The 16,164-nt window shown below is 61.5% G+C and carries 20 protein-coding genes; 6 read left to right on the forward strand and 14 right to left on the reverse strand.

Annotated features, from left to right (window positions below; all coding sequences use genetic code 11):
• Positions 1–105: 105 nt before the first annotated feature.
• From BLQ55_RS30545 to soxR, 10 genes are all read right to left on the reverse strand, one after another.
• Positions 106–999 carry a metal ABC transporter solute-binding protein, Zn/Mn family gene (locus BLQ55_RS30545; protein WP_092259405.1) on the reverse strand — a complete coding sequence of 298 codons (894 nt, stop codon included), beginning with the start codon at positions 997–999 and terminating at the stop codon, positions 106–108.
• The gene (locus tag BLQ55_RS30550; protein WP_014339414.1) at positions 999–1,898 is read right to left on the reverse strand and encodes a metal ABC transporter permease; all 900 of its coding nucleotides are present in this window, start codon (positions 1,896–1,898) and stop codon (positions 999–1,001) included. Before BLQ55_RS30550 ends, BLQ55_RS30545 begins: the two co-directional genes overlap by 1 nt.
• On the reverse strand, positions 1,898–2,650 hold the full coding sequence (locus BLQ55_RS30555; protein WP_092259408.1) for a metal ABC transporter ATP-binding protein: 753 nt from the start codon (positions 2,648–2,650) through the stop codon (positions 1,898–1,900). The genes BLQ55_RS30550 and BLQ55_RS30555 overlap by 1 nt, the downstream gene beginning before the upstream one ends.
• Entirely contained in the window at positions 2,647–3,576 is a 930-nt protein-coding gene (locus tag BLQ55_RS30560; protein WP_092259411.1) for a metal ABC transporter solute-binding protein, Zn/Mn family, read from the reverse strand. Before BLQ55_RS30560 ends, BLQ55_RS30555 begins: the two co-directional genes overlap by 4 nt.
• A 35-nt stretch (positions 3,577–3,611) precedes the next feature.
• Entirely contained in the window at positions 3,612–4,187 is a 576-nt protein-coding gene (locus BLQ55_RS30565; protein WP_092204720.1) for a DUF6162 family protein, read from the reverse strand.
• Positions 4,184–4,510, reverse strand: coding sequence for a hypothetical protein (locus BLQ55_RS30570; protein WP_092168700.1), 327 nt, complete (start codon positions 4,508–4,510; stop codon positions 4,184–4,186). The genes BLQ55_RS30565 and BLQ55_RS30570 overlap by 4 nt, the downstream gene beginning before the upstream one ends.
• Complete coding sequence (locus BLQ55_RS30575; RefSeq protein WP_092204721.1) at positions 4,507–5,052, reverse strand: thiamine pyrophosphate-binding protein; 546 nt, start codon at positions 5,050–5,052, stop codon at positions 4,507–4,509. Before BLQ55_RS30575 ends, BLQ55_RS30570 begins: the two co-directional genes overlap by 4 nt.
• Positions 5,049–6,263, reverse strand: a complete 1,215-nt coding sequence (locus BLQ55_RS30580) for a PepSY-associated TM helix domain-containing protein (protein WP_092259415.1) — start codon at positions 6,261–6,263, stop codon at positions 5,049–5,051. The genes BLQ55_RS30575 and BLQ55_RS30580 overlap by 4 nt, the downstream gene beginning before the upstream one ends.
• 290 nt (positions 6,264–6,553) lie before the next feature.
• Positions 6,554–7,015 carry a VOC family protein gene (locus tag BLQ55_RS30585; protein WP_092204723.1) on the reverse strand — a complete coding sequence of 154 codons (462 nt, stop codon included), beginning with the start codon at positions 7,013–7,015 and terminating at the stop codon, positions 6,554–6,556.
• Positions 7,016–7,120: 105 nt separating this feature from the next.
• Positions 7,121–7,573, reverse strand: a complete 453-nt coding sequence (soxR, locus tag BLQ55_RS30590) for a redox-sensitive transcriptional activator SoxR (protein ID WP_092204724.1) — start codon at positions 7,571–7,573, stop codon at positions 7,121–7,123.
• 96 nt (positions 7,574–7,669) lie between these two features.
• On the opposite strand from soxR, the gene BLQ55_RS30595 reads away from it, so the two are divergent.
• From BLQ55_RS30595 to BLQ55_RS30615, 5 genes are all read left to right on the forward strand, one after another.
• Entirely contained in the window at positions 7,670–8,035 is a 366-nt protein-coding gene (locus BLQ55_RS30595) for an antibiotic biosynthesis monooxygenase (RefSeq protein WP_060741364.1), read from the forward strand.
• Between the two features lie 114 nt (positions 8,036–8,149).
• Positions 8,150–8,416, forward strand: a complete 267-nt coding sequence (locus BLQ55_RS30600) for a hypothetical protein (protein ID WP_092259418.1) — start codon at positions 8,150–8,152, stop codon at positions 8,414–8,416.
• Between the two features lie 104 nt (positions 8,417–8,520).
• Complete coding sequence (locus BLQ55_RS30605) at positions 8,521–9,135, forward strand: LysE family translocator (protein WP_092204725.1); 615 nt, start codon at positions 8,521–8,523, stop codon at positions 9,133–9,135.
• A 159-nt stretch (positions 9,136–9,294) separates the two neighbouring features.
• The gene (locus BLQ55_RS30610; protein ID WP_092204726.1) at positions 9,295–10,461 is read left to right on the forward strand and encodes a cysteine desulfurase family protein; all 1,167 of its coding nucleotides are present in this window, start codon (positions 9,295–9,297) and stop codon (positions 10,459–10,461) included.
• A 47-nt stretch (positions 10,462–10,508) separates the two neighbouring features.
• The gene (locus BLQ55_RS30615) at positions 10,509–12,317 is read left to right on the forward strand and encodes an aminopeptidase P family protein (protein WP_092259421.1); all 1,809 of its coding nucleotides are present in this window, start codon (positions 10,509–10,511) and stop codon (positions 12,315–12,317) included.
• A gap of 9 nt (positions 12,318–12,326) precedes the next feature.
• On the opposite strand, the gene BLQ55_RS30620 is transcribed toward BLQ55_RS30615, so the two are convergent.
• Together BLQ55_RS30620 and BLQ55_RS30625 are read right to left on the reverse strand one after the other, a co-directional pair.
• The gene (locus BLQ55_RS30620; RefSeq protein ID WP_092204728.1) at positions 12,327–12,917 is read right to left on the reverse strand and encodes a 2-hydroxychromene-2-carboxylate isomerase; all 591 of its coding nucleotides are present in this window, start codon (positions 12,915–12,917) and stop codon (positions 12,327–12,329) included.
• Positions 12,918–12,951: 34 nt separating this feature from the next.
• A complete protein-coding gene (locus tag BLQ55_RS30625; RefSeq protein WP_092168726.1) occupies positions 12,952–13,680 on the reverse strand; it encodes an SDR family oxidoreductase in 729 nt (242 codons plus the stop codon).
• A 90-nt stretch (positions 13,681–13,770) separates the two neighbouring features.
• Here BLQ55_RS30625 and BLQ55_RS30630 point away from each other — a divergent pair, with 90 nt between their 5' ends.
• Entirely contained in the window at positions 13,771–14,340 is a 570-nt protein-coding gene (locus tag BLQ55_RS30630) for a TetR/AcrR family transcriptional regulator (protein ID WP_092204730.1), read from the forward strand.
• Between the two features lie 7 nt (positions 14,341–14,347).
• On the opposite strand, the gene BLQ55_RS30635 is transcribed toward BLQ55_RS30630, so the two are convergent.
• Both BLQ55_RS30635 and rhtA read right to left on the reverse strand, forming a co-directional pair.
• A complete protein-coding gene (locus BLQ55_RS30635) occupies positions 14,348–14,629 on the reverse strand; it encodes a hypothetical protein (RefSeq protein WP_092204731.1) in 282 nt (93 codons plus the stop codon).
• 168 nt (positions 14,630–14,797) lie between these two features.
• Positions 14,798–15,688, reverse strand: coding sequence for a threonine/homoserine exporter RhtA (rhtA, locus tag BLQ55_RS30640; protein ID WP_092204732.1), 891 nt, complete (start codon positions 15,686–15,688; stop codon positions 14,798–14,800).
• Positions 15,689–16,164: the final 476 nt, after the last annotated feature.

Here is a 16,164-nt window from a genome sequence, read left to right on the forward strand (position 1 = left end):
CAAACTGTGGGAGCGAGCTTGCTCGCGATGACGGTGTGTCAGCCGACACCAATGTTGAATGTGCTGGCTTCATCGCGAGCAAGCTCGCTCCCACATGGATTGTTGTCAGCCTCCCGTCAGCGCGGTGACCACCAGCCCTGCATTACTCTCCAGCTCCGCCACCGGATCGGCGGCATCGGTGCTGAGCACCAGCAACTGGCTGCCGCCCTCGGCAATGGCTGCCTTCAGCGCATCCGAAGGCTGGCGATGATGGAGTACCAGCGCCACGTCGTTGTCCTTCAACGTCGTACTCAATTGCTTGAGTGTTTCGGCGGTCCATTCGGTATCAGGCCGGGTATCGGTGCTGATGGCGTCCAGGTTGAGCCCGCTGATCAGGTAGCCGAAATGCTCGCTCAGGCTGACCACGCTCAGGTTATCGGCGCTGGCGAGGCGTTTTTCGCTGTCGGCGCTGAGGTTGAGCAGGCGCTGCTTGAGTGCCGCCAGGTTGGCGTCGATTTTCGGTTTGTCCGCCGGGGCCAGGCGCACCAGGTCGGCGGCGATTACGTCGGCCATGCGCCCCAGGTTATGGCTGGCCATCCACGGCTGGCTTGCCAGGCCGTCGGCCATGCCCGGTTGCACGGCGATACCGGGAAGGGCGCCGTCCACCGGGCGCGCGGCATCGACTTCGACGATGCGGATATTGCTGCGTCGGGCCATGGGGAACAGCGGATCGTCCGGCCATAGCGAGCGCAGGCCGATCACCCCGTCGGCAGCGCTGGCCAGTTTGCTCAAGGCCGGCGCGCCACGACCGCTGAAGTAGGCACTCTGGCGGGTGCCAGGCAGATTGGCGGGCGCGGCCCGTTCCAGACTGACCTCGGTGCCCTTGAGCAACGCTTCGCCCAATCCATAGGTGACTGGCAGCGATGCCAGCAGATGAACCTTTTCGCCGGCGAATGACGAGGTGACGGCCACGCCGCACAACGCGACGGCCAGGGTCAGTTGTCGCAATGAAAAAACCATTATCCAAGATTCCCTTTGAGGCTGGGGACGACACCGCGGGCGATGGCGCTCAGGGCGAAGGCGATGCCGGCCACCAGGATGATCGCGGCGCCGGACGGGATCGGCAGGTCGAACACAATCGGCGCGAGGATCCCGCACAAAGTGCTGACGGTGGCGATCAGCACCGAACACCAGAAAAAGCCTTTCAATGATTGACTGAGCAAGCGCGCCGCCGCGGCGGGAATCACCAGCAACGCGCCCACCAGAATGGCGCCGATGACTTTCACCGCCGCCACGGTGATCAACGTCACCAGGACCACGAACAGGTAGTCCAGGGTCTTGACCGCCACCCCACGCACCGCCGCCAGTTGCGGGTTGAAACTGGCGAGCATGATGCGGTTGTACAGCGGCAAGGCCAGGGCCATCACCAGCGAGCCGACCACCGCCAGCACCAGCAGGTCATTGCCATTGACCGTCAGCACCGAGCCGAACAATACGTTTTCCAGGATGTGCACATTGATCTTGCCCGCCAGGATCAACAGCAGGCTGGCGCCCAGGGCCAGGGAGACGGACAGAAAGACGCCGATCAGCGTGTCGGGCGCCAGGCCGGTGCGGTTGCGCAGGTAATTGAGCAGGATGCCGAACAACAGGCAGTAGCCGAACAGGCTGCCGTAAGGCCCGGTGTAGGGTTCGCCGAGCAGGATGCCGATGGCCACGCCGGTGAGCGCCGCATGGCCCACTGCCTCGGAGAAAAACGCGAAGCGCTTGACCACCACCAGCGTGCCGAGGCCGCCCAGCACCGGGCCGATCAACAGCCCGGCCAACAGCGCATTGACCACGAACCCATAGGCCAGCGCTTCAGGCAGGTAACCGGCCGAGGCCCAGCCCTGGACCATCAAGCGAAAGGCTTCATAACTCATCAGGCCGCGCTCCCGTTCGTGCGTGGATGGGTGGAAAACAGCGTCAGCAGCCGTTCCGGGGTCAGGGTCTGGCGTGGCGGGCCGTCGAACAGCACGCGGCGATTCAGGCCGGTGACACGGTCGGCCAGGCGCCCGACGGCTTCCAGGTCATGTTCAATCCACAGCACGGTGATCCCGGCCTGGCGCCAGTCCTGCAGCAGCCGTTCGAACACCTGGATACCGGCCTCGTCCAGGGCCGACATCGGTTCATCCAGCACCAGCAATTGCGGCGAGGGAATCAGCCCCTGTGCCAGCAACACCCGCTGGCGCTCGCCGCCGGACAGCGCGCCCATGCGCCGCTTGCGCTTGTCCTGCATGCCGACCCGCTCCAGGGCGTGGCCGATGGCGCCGGCGTAATGCTTGCTCAGGCCGAGAAAGGCCGGCCGCCGCTGACACATCGCCGCCATGAAATCGTCCACGGTCATGGGCAGGCCCCGGTCGAATTCCAGCGCCTGGGGTACGTAGCCGATCACCCCGGGGTCGCCCGGCCATTGCAGGCTCAGGCGTCCCTGGTGTGGCATCTGCCCCAGCAAGGTCTTGATCAGCGAACTCTTGCCGCCGCCATTGGGACCGACCAGGGCATGGATGCTGCCGGGCTCCACCTGAAAGGCCACGTTGTCGAGAATGGTGGTGCGGCCCAGGTTCAGGCTGACCTCGGCGAACTCGATCAAGGGACCGACGCGTTGCAGGGTGAGAGGTTCCTGGACGGTCATGCGCCGGACTCCTGGATCGCCCGGACCACGGTGTCGAGGTTGCCGGCCATTTCCTTTTCGTACTTCTCGGCGCTGTAGTCGCCGTAGGAAATGTGCGAGAGCGGGTACAGCTTCACGCCCGATTCACGCTGGATGGTGTCGACGTAGGTGGAGGGAAAATCCATCTCCGAGAAGATCACCTTCACGTCCAGCTCCCGCAGTTGGTCGATGGTTTTCTTCAATTGGCTGGGGCTCGGTTCGATGCCATGGGCCGGCTCGACCACGGCGGTCACTTCCAGGCCGAATTCGCGCAACAGGTAGTCGTAGGCGGCGTGCACCGTGGCGACGCGCAATTCGGCATTGGGGGCCTGGGTCAGCTTCGCCAGGGCGGCGGCGCGCATCTGCCGCAGGCGCTTGCCATAGGCGCGGGCGTTCTGGGTATAGGCCTTGGCGTTGTCCGGGTCGAGCTTGCCCAGTTCCCGGGCGATGTTATTGACCTGGGCGATGGAGGCACTGATGGACAGGAAGGTGTGCGGGTTCACGACCTTGCCCGCGCCTCGCGCCGCCGTGCCGGTGGCGGCCAGCAGGGGCACGTTTTCGTTGGCCTCGATCACCTTCACGTCCGGGGTTTCGCTGGCGGCGATCATGCGGTCGGCGAAATCGTCATGGCCCACGCCGTTGAGCACGATCACGTCGAGGCCGCTGATGCGCTTGATGTCTTCGGCCCGTGGTTCATAGGCGTGGGGGTTGAAACCCGCCGGTATCAGGGGCACGACCTCGGCCTTGTCGCCGACGATGTTGGCCACGTAGCTGTAATACGGGTGCAAGGTGATGCCAATGCGCAGGCGCTTGGCTGCTTCGGCGCTCACCGGCGAGGTGAACAGGCAGGCCAGCAGGCCGATCAACAGTAAGCGCAGCAAGGGTCGGCGTTGGGATGCAATAGGCATGGGCAAACGGTCTTCTCTCGAATGAGGGCGTGGGGTCAGTGCCGGTGCTGGCGGGTTACGCCGGCGTCGAATTGCGCGACGATCTGTTGCCAGCCAGCGGCGGACAACGCCGCATCGTCCAGGGCGGTGGGCGTCGCGAGGCCAGTGCCGCGGTTGAGCCAGATGTCCGGAGCGGCGTCGGACGTTTCGCCGATGCGCATCAGAAATGAACCGGCCACCGACGGATTGGCACTGGCGCCGAAGTAGGCCTGGTCCCGCAGTTGTTGCCAGGCGTGGCCGCCCCGGCTGACAGAACTGGCATCCTGGGCGAACGGCGCGAAGCCTTCTTCGGCCAGGGTTTGTGGGCTGGGCAGGGTGGGTTGGTCTTCGCGCAGCAAGCGGATTTCATCCAGGGTCACCCGCAGGTCGGCATAGATGCCTTGCTCGGCGGCGCTGAGGTCGCGGCGGGCGTCGAGCTGGTTCGAGGCCAGGTGAGGCGTGTCTTCGGCCTTGCCATGCCAGGCCACCACGGACCCGGCCACCAGCACGATGACCAGGCACAACAGCAACACATACAGGGTTTCATGGCCCGCGCCGGCGGGGCGGATGACTTGAGTCGTGGCGTTGCTCATGGGGCCTCGATGTCGGCTTGGTCGATTTCCACCACGTGGCCGGGGCCGGCGTCGAAGAGCACGTAGAATTCAGCGTTCGGTTTCTTGAAGGTCAGCTTCGAGTCGGCGCCGAGCTTGCCCGGGACGAGGATGGTTTCGTCATAACCGATCACGTCCAGGGTCACTCCGGGTGCACCACTGCCGTCGGAAAAGCCGCCGGTGCATTGGATCTGTTCGGCGTCGATGGCCTTGCACTCGCACATCGGGTTGTGGGCCAGGACGCTGGTGCTTGCGCCTGCGCAGAGCAACAGCGCCAGGCCCTTGGATAAAACGCGGAGGGTCATGGTTTGGTTCCTTGGTTCTTCAGCCAGGCGACGGTGGCCGGGGAGGCCTGGCTCAGGGGAATGAAGGCTTGATGCATCGAACCGTCCCAACCTTCGAGAGTTATCCACAGTTCGGCATCGGGCTGGGTCTTTGGCGGGACCGGCAACAAGGCGCCCATGCGATAGGGCGAGCCGAAGAAAATCACCCCGGCGGCCCGCAGGCTGCGGGGCTTGCCGATGCGCAGGTAGGTGGCCTTGACCTGGCCGATACAGCTCTGGCACAGGGCCGCGTTGAAGTGCTTCATCGGCCCGGCGGGCCCTTCGGTCCGTGGGGCTTCGTTGCGAAACTCCGCCAGGCGCAGGCTCCAGGGACCGACCTGGACTTCACCGACGTCCCGCTCGCCAAGCCCGGCATCGCCGCGGAACAGGGCGGCCTCGGAGAGGTATTTGGGCATGAATCCCAGGGGAATCAGCAGCAACAGGACGTTGAGATGGAAGCGCCATTTATGCCAGAACAGGCTCAGGCGTGACGGTGATGATGAAGCGGTATTGGACGGGTTCACAGGCTGCCCTCCGACGATTCACGGTGGACGGACGGCTGCAGTGCCTGCGCGATTCGGTCGCCACGGGTGGGTTTCTGGCTACGCTTGAAGGCATTGGCGGTGGCCAGGGCCGTGCGTTTGGTCCAGATCAGCAGCCCGCTGAGGACCATCATGCTCAGGATCAGACCGAAGAAAAACCAGATGAGCTTGATCCAGAGTCCGCCGAAGTCCCCGGTGTGCAAGGGCCGCATGGATTCGGTGACGAACTCCAGGGTCGTGCGGTCCGACAGCAACCGGGAGGCGGCCACGTCGCCGTTGTAGGGGTTGATGGTGGCAGTCTGGAACATCAGCGGATACCAGCCGCGGCCACCGATTTCCAGATGGCTGTAGGCATTGCCGGGCAGGCTGATGAAACTCGCTTCCAGTCCCGGGATGCGTTGCTGGGCGATTTCGATGGCCCGGTCCAGGTTCAACTGCGGTGGTGCCTGGCCATCAACGGACAACGGCACGTTTTCACGGGCCACCACCGGGATGACCGGTTCGCTGGAAATGGAGATCTGGTTGTCGCCCAGCAGGGCCTGGATCAGGAACCAGGTGCCGGTGACGGAGATGACCGCGATGAACCAGATCGACCAGATCCCGCTGAGCCGGTGGAAATCACCCCAGAAAATCCGTGCGCCGTGGCGAATCCGCAGGGTCGGACGGAGGAAGCCTTTCCAGAAACGCTTGTAGACCACCAGCCCGGTCACCAGGGATGCGAGCAAGGGCAGGCCCAGGAACGACACCAGGTACCAGCCCCAACTGTAGCCGTTGGTGAACGGCACCAGCCACCAGCCATGCAGCGCGCGGGTGAAGGCCTGGAAATTGAATGTCGGCGCCGAGCCCTGGATGACGCCGCTGTAAGGGTTGACGTAGACCGTGTCGGGGCGTCCGTCGGGGTAGGTCACGCCGACTTCCAGTGCAAAATGCGACTCGTCCGGACGGATGATGCTTTGCACCTGGGTTTGCGGCTGGGCCTGCTTGATCGCGGCGATCACCTGGTCATAGCTGAGCAGCGTGGCCTCGTCCGAGGGTTTGCTGGCCCGCATGTCGGGATTGGCCAGCCAGACGATCTCCTGGCTGACCACCGCCAGGGTGCCGGTGACGCAGACGATGAGCACGAAGAACCAGATGGGCAATGCCAGCCAGCTATGGACCAGGAACCAGAGTTTGGAGCGGGATTTCTTCGACATGATTGAACGTCTTGATTCGATGAAAGGTTCCGTATCACGGGCTTCGCAACACCCTGAACCCAAAAAGGCAGATCGTGGCTTTTGCCGACGCGGCCTGCTGCATCTAATTAAGACGAACGAGCGATCGTAATCCTGAAGGGGAAGATGAAAGAAAATGTTTCGCGTGGTAGGAGCTGCCGAAGGCTGCGATTTTTTGATCTTTCCCTTGGAATTCAAGTGTCAGGGAAAGATCGCAGCCTCGTTGCACTCGACAGCTCCACAGGACGCGAACCGGTGAGCGCGGGGGCAAATCAGCCTTGCCGTTGAAACATCTCCCTGGCCCGTTGCTCGATCTGGTCCTGGCTCAGGTCTTCCTTGTGCGTCGCGAGGAACCACAGATGCCCATAGGGATCCTTCAGGGTGCCGCTGCGATCTCCGTAGAACTGGTCCTTGACCTCGGAAATCACCGTGCCGCCGGCGGCAACGGCCTGGGCAAATGCGCTGTCCACGTCCTCGACATATAAATGCAGGCCGACCGATGGCGATTGGTCCGGGTTACTCAGGGGACCTTGATCGCAAGGCGTGCCAAGCATGATCGGATAACCGTTGATTCGCAGCTCGGCGTGCCCGATGCCCCCGTCGGGCATGGCCAGGCGCATGACCTCGGTGGCATTGAAGGCTTTTTTGTAGAAGTCGATGGCTTCGGCAGCTTTTTGAATGCCCAGGTAGGGCGTGATGTTATGGAAACCTTCGGGAATGGCATTGACGCCCATGACGTTTCTCCTTTTGTTATAGGGAGGCGAAGAGAGTCTTCGTCGATTTGCGCTCCTCCACTATAGGCCAGCGACCCTGGATGGACGCGAAGGCCGACGAACGCTTCAAGGCTGTTCCAGCAGGTGAGCTCCCGGCCCGCGTTGGCCCAGTACGTCGCCCTGATTGCGCAGCGGGCAAGCTTCCATCGACAGGCATCCGCAGCCGATGCAGCCATTGAGTCGATCACGTAGCGCCACCAATTGGTTGATGCGTTCGTCCAGGTCCCGGCTCCACTGCGCCGACAAGGTCTGCCAATCGGCGGCCGTCGGGGCGCGGTTGTCCGGCAGGTTGTTCAACGCCTCGCCGATTTCCGCCAACGGAATGCCCAGGCGCTGGGCGACCTTGATCAGTGCCACGCGACGCAATACCGCTCGTGGGTAACGACGTTGGTTACCTGGGTTGCGCGTGCTTTTGATCAGCCCCTTGGATTCGTAGAAGTGCAGGGCGGTGACCGTCACGCCGCTGCGGGCGGCCACTTGGCCGACGGTGAGTTCCTTGTGGATATCGATCTGCGCCATCGTTTCAATTCACCGCTTGACCTCAAGTTAACTAGAGGTTTTACCCTGCACGCCTTCGGATCGCAAGATTCGCCTGACCTGCATAGGGGACCTTTCATGCAATCGCCAAGGAACAATCGCAGTTTCACCCAACTGATGGAATTCGACATCGAACCTCAATGGCAGCAGGCGCTGGTAACCGCCTTGTCGGAACAGACCGAGCGCCTGGCCCGGGATCACCAGGGGTTCCTCAGTGCCAGTATCCAAGCCAGCGACGATGGTCGCCGCGTGCTCAACTATTTGCAGTGGCAGACCCGCGAGGCAGGCGAGGCGGCACTCCGCAGTGTCGAAAAGGGCGAGCAGGGTTTCTGGCGGCTGATCCAGGCTCACCGCGCCAAAGCCGTGACGTTCGCTTCGTTCCAGGTGCTCCGCAACATCGAGCGCAGCCTGGACAACGCGCTGCATTGCCAGTTGGTCGATTAAGCGCAACGGCTGATCCAGGCAGGCAATACCCACTATCGAGAGGGTTGATTTCTGCCGCACAGGACCGGCGGGTAGCCTTTGTTCATCGCCCAACTCCAACACCGGACACCCGCCATGAACCGTACCTTTGCCGTTTTGTTGCTCTTGACCGCCACCCTCCTGGGCGGCTGCGCCAGCTCTGCCCCGGAGCTGCGCCCCTACACCGCCGATGAGACCCGCGAGCTGGCCCTTGAAGCCTTGAATCGCCGTGGCCTTTCGTTCGAGGAATACCACGCGAAAAAAGCCGAGCTGCTTGGCTCGTCGCAGAAAAACGTGGGGTTCGACGATCAGGGCCAGATGAGTGCCGAGCAGGTTGTGCAACAACCTGGCCGGTCTAGCTGAGGGGACTGTACCGCTCAAAGTTTTGCCCAACTGTCCGTGGGTTTGGGTCAGGACGTGGGGTAGGGTCATGACTTGACTGACCGCCCCTGATGGACTGACCTGACATGACCCTTTCGCTTGACCTGCTGCTGGGCTTCGCCCTGTTTGCCCTGGTGACCTCGATCACGCCAGGTCCTAACAACACCATGTTGCTGGCCTCGGGTGTGAATTTCGGTTTCAACCGCACCATCCCGCACATGCTGGGTATTACCTGCGGCTTCTTTTCCCTGGTGCTGGCGGTGGGCCTTGGCCTGGGCGCGGTATTCCAGACGTATCCACTGCTCTATACCGCGTTGCGCTACATCGGCGCGGCGTACCTGTTGTACCTGGCGTGGAAAATAGCCCACTCCGGCCCGGTTTCGGACAGCCAGCCGGGGAACAATACGCCGATCAGCTATTGGGGCGCCGCGGCGTTCCAATGGGTCAATCCCAAGGCCTGGATCATGGCCATCGGCGCCATCAGTACCTACACGCCACTGCAGGGTTATTTCTTCAATGTGCTGGTGATTGCGGCGGTGTTTGCCTTGATCAATCTGCCAAGCGTGAGCCTGTGGGTGGTGTGCGGCAGCCTGTTGCGCAACCTGTTGCGTGATCGTCGCTGGCTGCGCCTGTTCAACTGGGGCATGGCGCTGTTGTTGGTCGCTTCGATGTACCCCTTGTTGCTCGAAAGCATCCGTTGAGGGCTGAGCTTCGAGGCGATGCCTGCTAAGCTCGCTGTTCAGGAGCGTTCCTACGCACTTTTAAAGGAAGTCCGACTTCTTTAAGGTTTACGATCAGGTATTGCTAGTCTCGAACCCAACGAGGTCGCCTGATCCCGGAGCTGGCTCTGCGAGTTCCCTATGAATAAACGTCCTTTGTATTTCGATTACGCCGCCACCACACCGGTGGATGAGCGGGTCATCCGGGTCATGGTCGAATGTCTGGGTTTTGACGGCAACTTCGGCAACCCGGCTTCCAGTTCCCATGCCTTCGGCCAGGAGGCCCGGCGCTCGGTGGAGCGTGCCCGCCAGCAGGTGGCGCAATTGGTGGGGGCCCAGCCCGAACAGATCGTCTGGACTTCCGGCGCCACCGAATCCAACAACCTGGCCCTCAAGGGTGTGGCCCAGGCACGCAGTGGGTCCGCCGGCCATGTCATCACCAGCCTGATCGAGCACAAGGCGATTCTCGATACAGCGCGCCAGCTCGAGGAAAGTGGCGTCGCGGTTACCTGGCTGGCGCCGGACGCCGAGGGCCTGATCAGCCCGCAAGCGGTTCGCCAGGCGTTGCGCGAAGACACGTTCCTGGTCTCGCTGATGCTGGTGAACAACGAGCTGGGCACCGTCAACGACATCATCGCCATTGGCGAGGTCGTTCGCGAGCACGGTGCGTTGTTCCATGTGGACGCGGCCCAGGGCGCAGGCAAGGTGCGGATCGACCTGTCTCGCTGGCCGGTGGACCTGATGTCTTTTTCCGCGCATAAAATCTACGGTCCCAAGGGCATCGGTGCGCTCTACGTCGGCGACCGTGCCCGGCCACGGCTAGCGGCGCAGATCCATGGCGGTGGACATGAGGGCGGTTTGCGCTCCGGAACCCTGGCGACCCACCAGATTGCAGCCATGGGCGCCGCATTCGAACTGGCAGCCGCGGCATTCGACGAAGAACTCGCTAAAATCGCCCGGTTGCGCAATCGTTTGCTCGAGCCGCTGCTGGCGTTGCCCGGTGTGCGTATTAACGGCAGTGCGAGCCGCCGGATTCCCCACACGCTGAGCCTGACGTTCAACGAAGGTGAGTTCAACCCGGCGACATTGGGCGCATCGATTGCATTTTCCGCGACCTCGGCCTGCAATTCGGCGCAAAACACTCCGTCCCACGTGCTGCTGGCCCTGGGGCACGATGCCCGTGCGGCCGGGCGGACCATTCGCTTGAGCCTGGGGCGCTTTACCACAGAGCAGGATATCGACGAGGCGGTGCGGCTGATCAAGGCGGCGTGCGCGGCTGCGCCGGCGTTCTGGGCCACGACCCCATAAGAGCCGGATTCGGCATCGAACAACAATATCAACGAGCAGGAGAAACAATGAGCACCGAGCCTTTGCCCCATGGACTGGTTCCCCAGCGCCTGGCCCGAATCCGCCAACTGATGAGCCGAGAGGGTATTCACGCGCTGCTGGTGCCATCGGCCGACCCGCACCTGTCTGAATACCTGCCGGGTTATTGGCAGGGGCGGCAATGGTTGTCGGGGTTCCATGGTTCGGTGGGGACCTTGATCGTGACCGGCAGTTTCGCCGGCGTCTGGGCCGACAGCCGGTATTGGGAGCAGGCCACCAAGGAGCTGGAGGGCAGTGGTATCGAGCTGGTCAAACTGATTCCAGGCCAGCCCGGCCCCCTGGACTGGCTGGCCGAACAAACGCCTGAAGGCGCAGTGGTTGCGGTCGACGGTGCGGTCATGGCCGTGGCATCGGCCCGCACCTTGGGCGGCAAGCTCGCCGAACGCGGCGCGCGGTTACGCACCGACATCGACCTGCTCAAGGACGTCTGGACCGATCGCCCAGGCCTGCCGGATCAACCGGTCTACGCCCATTTGCCGCCCCAGGCGACCGTCAGCCGGGTCGAAAAACTCGCCAAGTTGCGCGAAGCCCTACAAGAGCGTGGTGCCGACTGGCATTTCATCGCCACGCTGGATGACATCGCCTGGTTGTTCAACCTGCGTGGGGCAGATGTGTCGTTCAACCCCGTGTTCGTTTCCTTTGCCTTGATCAGCCAGCAGCAAGCAACGCTGTTCGTGGCCCTGGACAAGGTTGACGCAGCGCTGCGTGCGGTTCTGGAGCAGGACGGCGTGACCCTGCGCGATTACAGCGAAGCTGCCGCCGCGTTGCGCGAAGTGCCGGACGGCGCGAATCTGCAGGTCGACCCAGCGCGGGTGACGGTCGGCTTGCTGGATAACCTGGGCAGTGGCGTGAAGCTGATCGAAGGTCTCAATCCAACGACGCTGGCCAAGTCCCGTAAAAGCCTGGCCGACGCCGAGCACATCCGTCGGGCCATGGAGCAGGACGGCGCGGCGCTCTGTGAATTCTTCGCCTGGCTGGAAGGGGCCTGGGGGCGCGAGCGCATCACCGAGTTGACCATCGACGAGCACCTGACTGCCGCCCGCACACGTCGGCCGGATTTCGTCTCCCTGAGCTTCAATACCATCGCCGCCTTTAACGCCAACGGCGCGATGCCCCATTACCATGCCACGCAAGAGGCCCATGCCGTCATCGAAGGTGATGGCCTGTTGCTGATCGATTCCGGAGGCCAGTACCTGGGAGGCACCACTGACATCACCCGCATGGTGCCGGTCGGAACACCCACCGCCGAGCAGAAACGTGACTGCACCCGTGTGCTCAAGGGGGTGATTGCCCTGTCCCGGGCCAAATTTCCGCGGGGCATTCTTTCGCCCTTGCTGGATGCCATCGCCCGTGCACCGATCTGGGCGGAGCAAGTCGATTACGGCCACGGCACCGGCCATGGTGTCGGCTATTTCCTCAATGTCCACGAAGGCCCGCAGGTGATTGCCTATCAAGCCGCTGCCGCGCCGCAAACGGCGATGCAGGCCGGCATGATCACCTCGATCGAACCGGGTACTTATCGTCCCGGCCGCTGGGGTGTGCGCATCGAGAACCTGGTGTTGAACCGCGAAGCCGGAAGCAGCGAGTTCGGCGAGTTCCTCGAGTTCGAAACCCTGACCCTGTGCCCGATCGACACCCGTTGCCTGGAGCCTTCGCTGCTGACCCAGGACGAAAAAGACTGGTTTAACGCCTACCACGCCGAGGTTCAGCGTCGATTGAGCCCGTTGCTGGACGGTGACGCACTGCAGTGGCTCAACACCCGGACGATGGCGATTTGAGGTAGAGGATCAGGCGAGGGCTTCACGGACGAAGTCCAGCCGATCCTGGCCGAAGAACAGCTCGTCGCCGACAAACATGCTCGGGGCACCGAACACGCCTCGTCCGATGGCGTCTTCGGTGGCGCTCTTGAGTGCTTGCTTGACCTGCTCGTCGCTCGTCAGGGCCAGCACATGGTCGGCGTCGAAACCGCCTTCGTTCAGGACGGCTGCGACAGTCTCGGGGTCATTGAGGTTGCGGGCGTCCACCCAAAAGGCGCGGAACAGGCAATCGACGAAGGCCTCGAAGCGCTCGGGATGGCGCAGTTGCATGGCGGTCACCGCGCGCATCAGCAGCAGTGTGTTGACGGGGAAGTAAGGATTGAACTGGAAGGCGACGCCGTAGCGCTTGGCGAAGCGATTCAGATCCTTGAACAGGTAAGGGGTCTTGGCTGGCACTGTCGCCGGTGATGCGTTGCCGGTTGCCTTGAAGACGCCGCCCAATAATATCGGACGATAGATCAACTGGCTGTTTGTCTGCGCACACAGCGCCGGCAACTGGGTATAGGCCAGGTACGTGGTCGGGCTGCCGAGATCGAAGTAGAACTCCACTGATTTGCTCATGGTATCTGCTCTCTTGTTGTTACGAGGGGAGGACTTACCAGCGTTCGTTCCAAGGGCGCAGGTCCAGCTCGAAGGTCCAGGCGTCGCGAGGTTGGCTGTGCAGATACCAGTAGCTGTCGGCGATGTGTTCAGGATTCAGGATGCCGTCCTGATCCTTGGTGGCATATTTTTCCGGGAAATGATCGCGGATGAAGTCGGTGTCGATGGCGCCATCCACCACCACATGGGCCACATGGATATTCAGCGGCCCCAGCTCTCGGGCCATGCTTTGTGCCAGTGCGCGGATGCCATGTTTGGCGCCTGCGAACGCAGCGAACCCCGAAGCGCCGCGCAATCCCGCCGTTGCTCCGGTAAACAGGATGGTTCCGCGTTGGCGCTTGACCATGCGCTTGGCCACTTCCCGTGCATTGAGAAAACCTGAGAAGCAGGCCATCTCCCAAATCTTGAAATACTTGCGTGCGGTTTCTTCGAGGATGCTGCAAGGAACGTTGGCGCCTATGTTGAACACAAAGGCCTCGATCGGGCCGATCTGGTTCTCGATTTGCTCGATGAGTGCGATCACATCGTCTTCTTTACGTGCATCACAGGCAAACCCGTGGGCTTCGCCGCCTTGGGCGCGGATTCCATCCACAAGCGGCTGGAGTTTGTCAGCGCTGCGACGGGTAACACAGGCCACGAAACCTTCCTGTGCAAAGCGTTTGGCAATCGCTCCGCCGGTGGCATCGCCCGCGCCAACAACCAGTACGACCTTCTTGTTATTCATGGTCAGCCTCATTGGTAAACGATCGTTAACTAAACGGACGTTATGCTAAGATCCGGCAAGCGTCAAGGTGAGCAATCAGGGGGCACGACCATGCGTTATTCAGCCAACCACAAAATGGAAACCCGCGAGAAACTACTGGCGAGCAGTGCCATGTCCGCCAAAAAATCCGGTTTCTCTACGGTCGGTGTCGATGGCCTGATGAAAGCGATCGGGTTGAGTGGCGGTGCGTTCTATAGCCACTTCTCGTCCAAGGATGAGCTTTTCAAGGCCATTGTTGAGCGGGAGTTGGCTCAAAGCCTGGATCGCTTGAGCGGTGACGGCGCCATGGACTCGATGAAACTGGAGCGCTGCCTCAAGCAGTACTTGAGCATGAGCCATGTCGAGCAGCCCGAGGCAGGGTGTGCGTTACCGGTACTGGGCGCTGAGATCGCACGATCGGACCTCCAGGTGAGGGAGGTGGCGCAAACGTGGATCTGTCGTCTGCACGAAAGCTGGGCGCGGATACTGGGAAGCGACAGCCTGGCCTGGACCATTCTGTCTCAATGCGTGGGGGCGTTGGTTGTCGCGCGGATGCTGGTCACACCGCAGATCCAGCGTGACGTCCTCAAATCCAGCCATGAAGACATCAGTCGTCGAATCGCCGAACAGGGGCTCGGCTAAGCCTGATCTATTTGCAGATGACGATCATGCTGCGACTGGTATAGCCGGCGGGATTGAGCCCGAAGGGATAATCCCCTGGTTCTTCGACGGCGTCGCCGGACTTGGCGATGACCTTGTAACTCTTGGGAGCACATGAATTGGCGGCACTGGCAGCGCACTGGTCCCAGGATGAGGACAGTCCGGAGCAGTTGATGTGCAGACCCTTTTTGCCGCGTTTGACTTCACTTTTCGATGTTGCCGCACAGCCCGCTACTGCAAGTACGGCGATCAGTATCAAAATTCGTTTCATTCCCGTCCTTATAACCGCCGCAGATCTTATGTCTGCGTGCGATCGTGTTCGCTCTTGCTTGAAGCGTTCATGACGTCCTGTATGAAAAAATCCATGTCTGGCATTAGGTTACTGGCCTAAACATGGCCTAAATGCGCGGCAAATGCCAGACCTTCGTTAAATCCTGATTCAATCTACCGCGACAGCAGGCTTTGCGGTGCTGGCCATGGTCAGCGTTGCGCCCACCGACGCGAGAATGATGCAGGTAATGGCCATCCACTGGGCCAGGGACAGGTACTCCTGGAGAAAGACGAGCCCCGATAAGGCCGCGATGGCCGGTTCGACGCTCATCAAGGTGCCGAAGGTGCGGGCAGGCATTCGAGTCAGGGCGACCATTTCCAGCGTGTAGGGCAGGGCTGTGGACAGGATGGCGACGCCGATGGCGATTGGAATCAGGCTCGGTGTGAGCAGTGCGGCGCCGGCGTGGACAATGCCGATAGGCGCGACGAACAGGGCCGCGATCATGACTCCCAACGCGGCAGTCTGCACGCCATTGTCCGCTCCGGCTTTCTGACCGAACAGGATGTACAACGCCCAGCAGAAACCGGCACCCAGCGCGTAGCCGGCTCCAACCAGATCGATACCGGCACTGGTCGCGCCGGTCGGTATGAGCAGCAGCAGGCCAACCACCGCCAAGGCGATCCAGAGAAAGTCGATTGCCCGGCGCGAGGCGTAAATGGCGACTGCCAGAGGCCCGGTGAATTCCAATGCGACGGCAATGCCCAGTGGAACGGTGCGAACGGACATATAGAAGAGGAAGTTCATACCGCCTAGCGCCATACCGTAAACAATCACCGTGCGCAGGGATTGGCCGGTGAGCTTGGCGCGCCAGGGGCGGAGCATTAACAGCATGATGAGGCTGGCAAAAATGAGTCGCAGCGTCGTAGTGCCTTGTGCACCCACTACCGGGAACATGCTTTTGGCGAGGGAGGCTCCTGCTTGAATGGACGTCATGGCGATTAATAGCAAGGCAACCGGGTACAGGGTGGAGGCCAGGCTGCGATGTGGGGGGAGCGTCATTGCGAAGTGTCGTCCGGAATAAAGGCGAGGGAGGCTGCGTTGAGCAGTATATTGCGCATATGCAGCGATTCCGTCTACATACCGGGCATATTTAAGTGTCATGTCAGGCTATAGATAGAAAAATCAAATTAAGGGTTGACGGCAGATTCTGGAAGTCTATAATTCGCCCCACTTCCGGCGCAGTCGAAACGGAAAACTCCTTGATATTCAACGAGTTAAGTAGGTTTCGACGGTGCAGGGCTTCAGTTCATCGAAGCCCGGAAGGCGCAGATAGAGCAGTGTTGTTTGGCTCTATATGCGGTTCGATCTTCTCGGTCGAAAGCGGTGAAAAAGAGGTGTTGACAGCAGCGAGTAACGCTGTAGAATTCGCCTCCCGCTAACGAGAGATCGGAAGCGCAAGTGGTTGAAGTTGTTGATGTTTCGGAAGCGAAACTTTGAAAACTTCTGAAAATAACCGCTTGACAGATACACGGGGC

Source organism: Pseudomonas sp. NFACC13-1, from assembly GCF_900104425.1.
In the GTDB taxonomy this organism is placed as follows: domain Bacteria; phylum Pseudomonadota; class Gammaproteobacteria; order Pseudomonadales; family Pseudomonadaceae; genus Aquipseudomonas; species Aquipseudomonas fluorescens_AA.

Excerpts from the sequence above, each read along its gene's own strand:
- BLQ55_RS30585 (WP_092204723.1), bottom strand. The coding sequence starts at position 7,015 with ATGGGCGTCAATGCCATTCCCGAAGGTTTCCATAACATCACGCCCTAC.
- BLQ55_RS30605 (WP_092204725.1), top strand. The coding sequence starts at position 8,521 with ATGACCCTTTCGCTTGACCTGCTGCTGGGCTTCGCCCTGTTTGCCCTG.
- rhtA (WP_092204732.1), bottom strand. The coding sequence starts at position 15,688 with ATGACGCTCCCCCCACATCGCAGCCTGGCCTCCACCCTGTACCCGGTT.
- BLQ55_RS30635 (WP_092204731.1), bottom strand. The coding sequence starts at position 14,629 with ATGAAACGAATTTTGATACTGATCGCCGTACTTGCAGTAGCGGGCTGT.
- BLQ55_RS30620 (WP_092204728.1), bottom strand. The coding sequence starts at position 12,917 with ATGAGCAAATCAGTGGAGTTCTACTTCGATCTCGGCAGCCCGACCACG.
- BLQ55_RS30595 (WP_060741364.1), top strand. The coding sequence starts at position 7,670 with ATGCAATCGCCAAGGAACAATCGCAGTTTCACCCAACTGATGGAATTC.
- BLQ55_RS30560 (WP_092259411.1), bottom strand. The coding sequence starts at position 3,576 with ATGCCTATTGCATCCCAACGCCGACCCTTGCTGCGCTTACTGTTGATC.
- BLQ55_RS30565 (WP_092204720.1), bottom strand. The coding sequence starts at position 4,187 with ATGAGCAACGCCACGACTCAAGTCATCCGCCCCGCCGGCGCGGGCCAT.
- BLQ55_RS30555 (WP_092259408.1), bottom strand. The coding sequence starts at position 2,650 with ATGACCGTCCAGGAACCTCTCACCCTGCAACGCGTCGGTCCCTTGATC.
- BLQ55_RS30615 (WP_092259421.1), top strand. The coding sequence starts at position 10,509 with ATGAGCACCGAGCCTTTGCCCCATGGACTGGTTCCCCAGCGCCTGGCC.
- soxR (WP_092204724.1), bottom strand. The coding sequence starts at position 7,573 with ATGGCGCAGATCGATATCCACAAGGAACTCACCGTCGGCCAAGTGGCC.
- BLQ55_RS30610 (WP_092204726.1), top strand. The coding sequence starts at position 9,295 with ATGAATAAACGTCCTTTGTATTTCGATTACGCCGCCACCACACCGGTG.
- BLQ55_RS30630 (WP_092204730.1), top strand. The coding sequence starts at position 13,771 with ATGCGTTATTCAGCCAACCACAAAATGGAAACCCGCGAGAAACTACTG.
- BLQ55_RS30545 (WP_092259405.1), bottom strand. The coding sequence starts at position 999 with ATGGTTTTTTCATTGCGACAACTGACCCTGGCCGTCGCGTTGTGCGGC.
- BLQ55_RS30600 (WP_092259418.1), top strand. The coding sequence starts at position 8,150 with ATGAACCGTACCTTTGCCGTTTTGTTGCTCTTGACCGCCACCCTCCTG.
- BLQ55_RS30625 (WP_092168726.1), bottom strand. The coding sequence starts at position 13,680 with ATGAATAACAAGAAGGTCGTACTGGTTGTTGGCGCGGGCGATGCCACC.
- BLQ55_RS30550 (WP_014339414.1), bottom strand. The coding sequence starts at position 1,898 with ATGAGTTATGAAGCCTTTCGCTTGATGGTCCAGGGCTGGGCCTCGGCC.
- BLQ55_RS30580 (WP_092259415.1), bottom strand. The coding sequence starts at position 6,263 with ATGTCGAAGAAATCCCGCTCCAAACTCTGGTTCCTGGTCCATAGCTGG.
- BLQ55_RS30570 (WP_092168700.1), bottom strand. The coding sequence starts at position 4,510 with ATGACCCTCCGCGTTTTATCCAAGGGCCTGGCGCTGTTGCTCTGCGCA.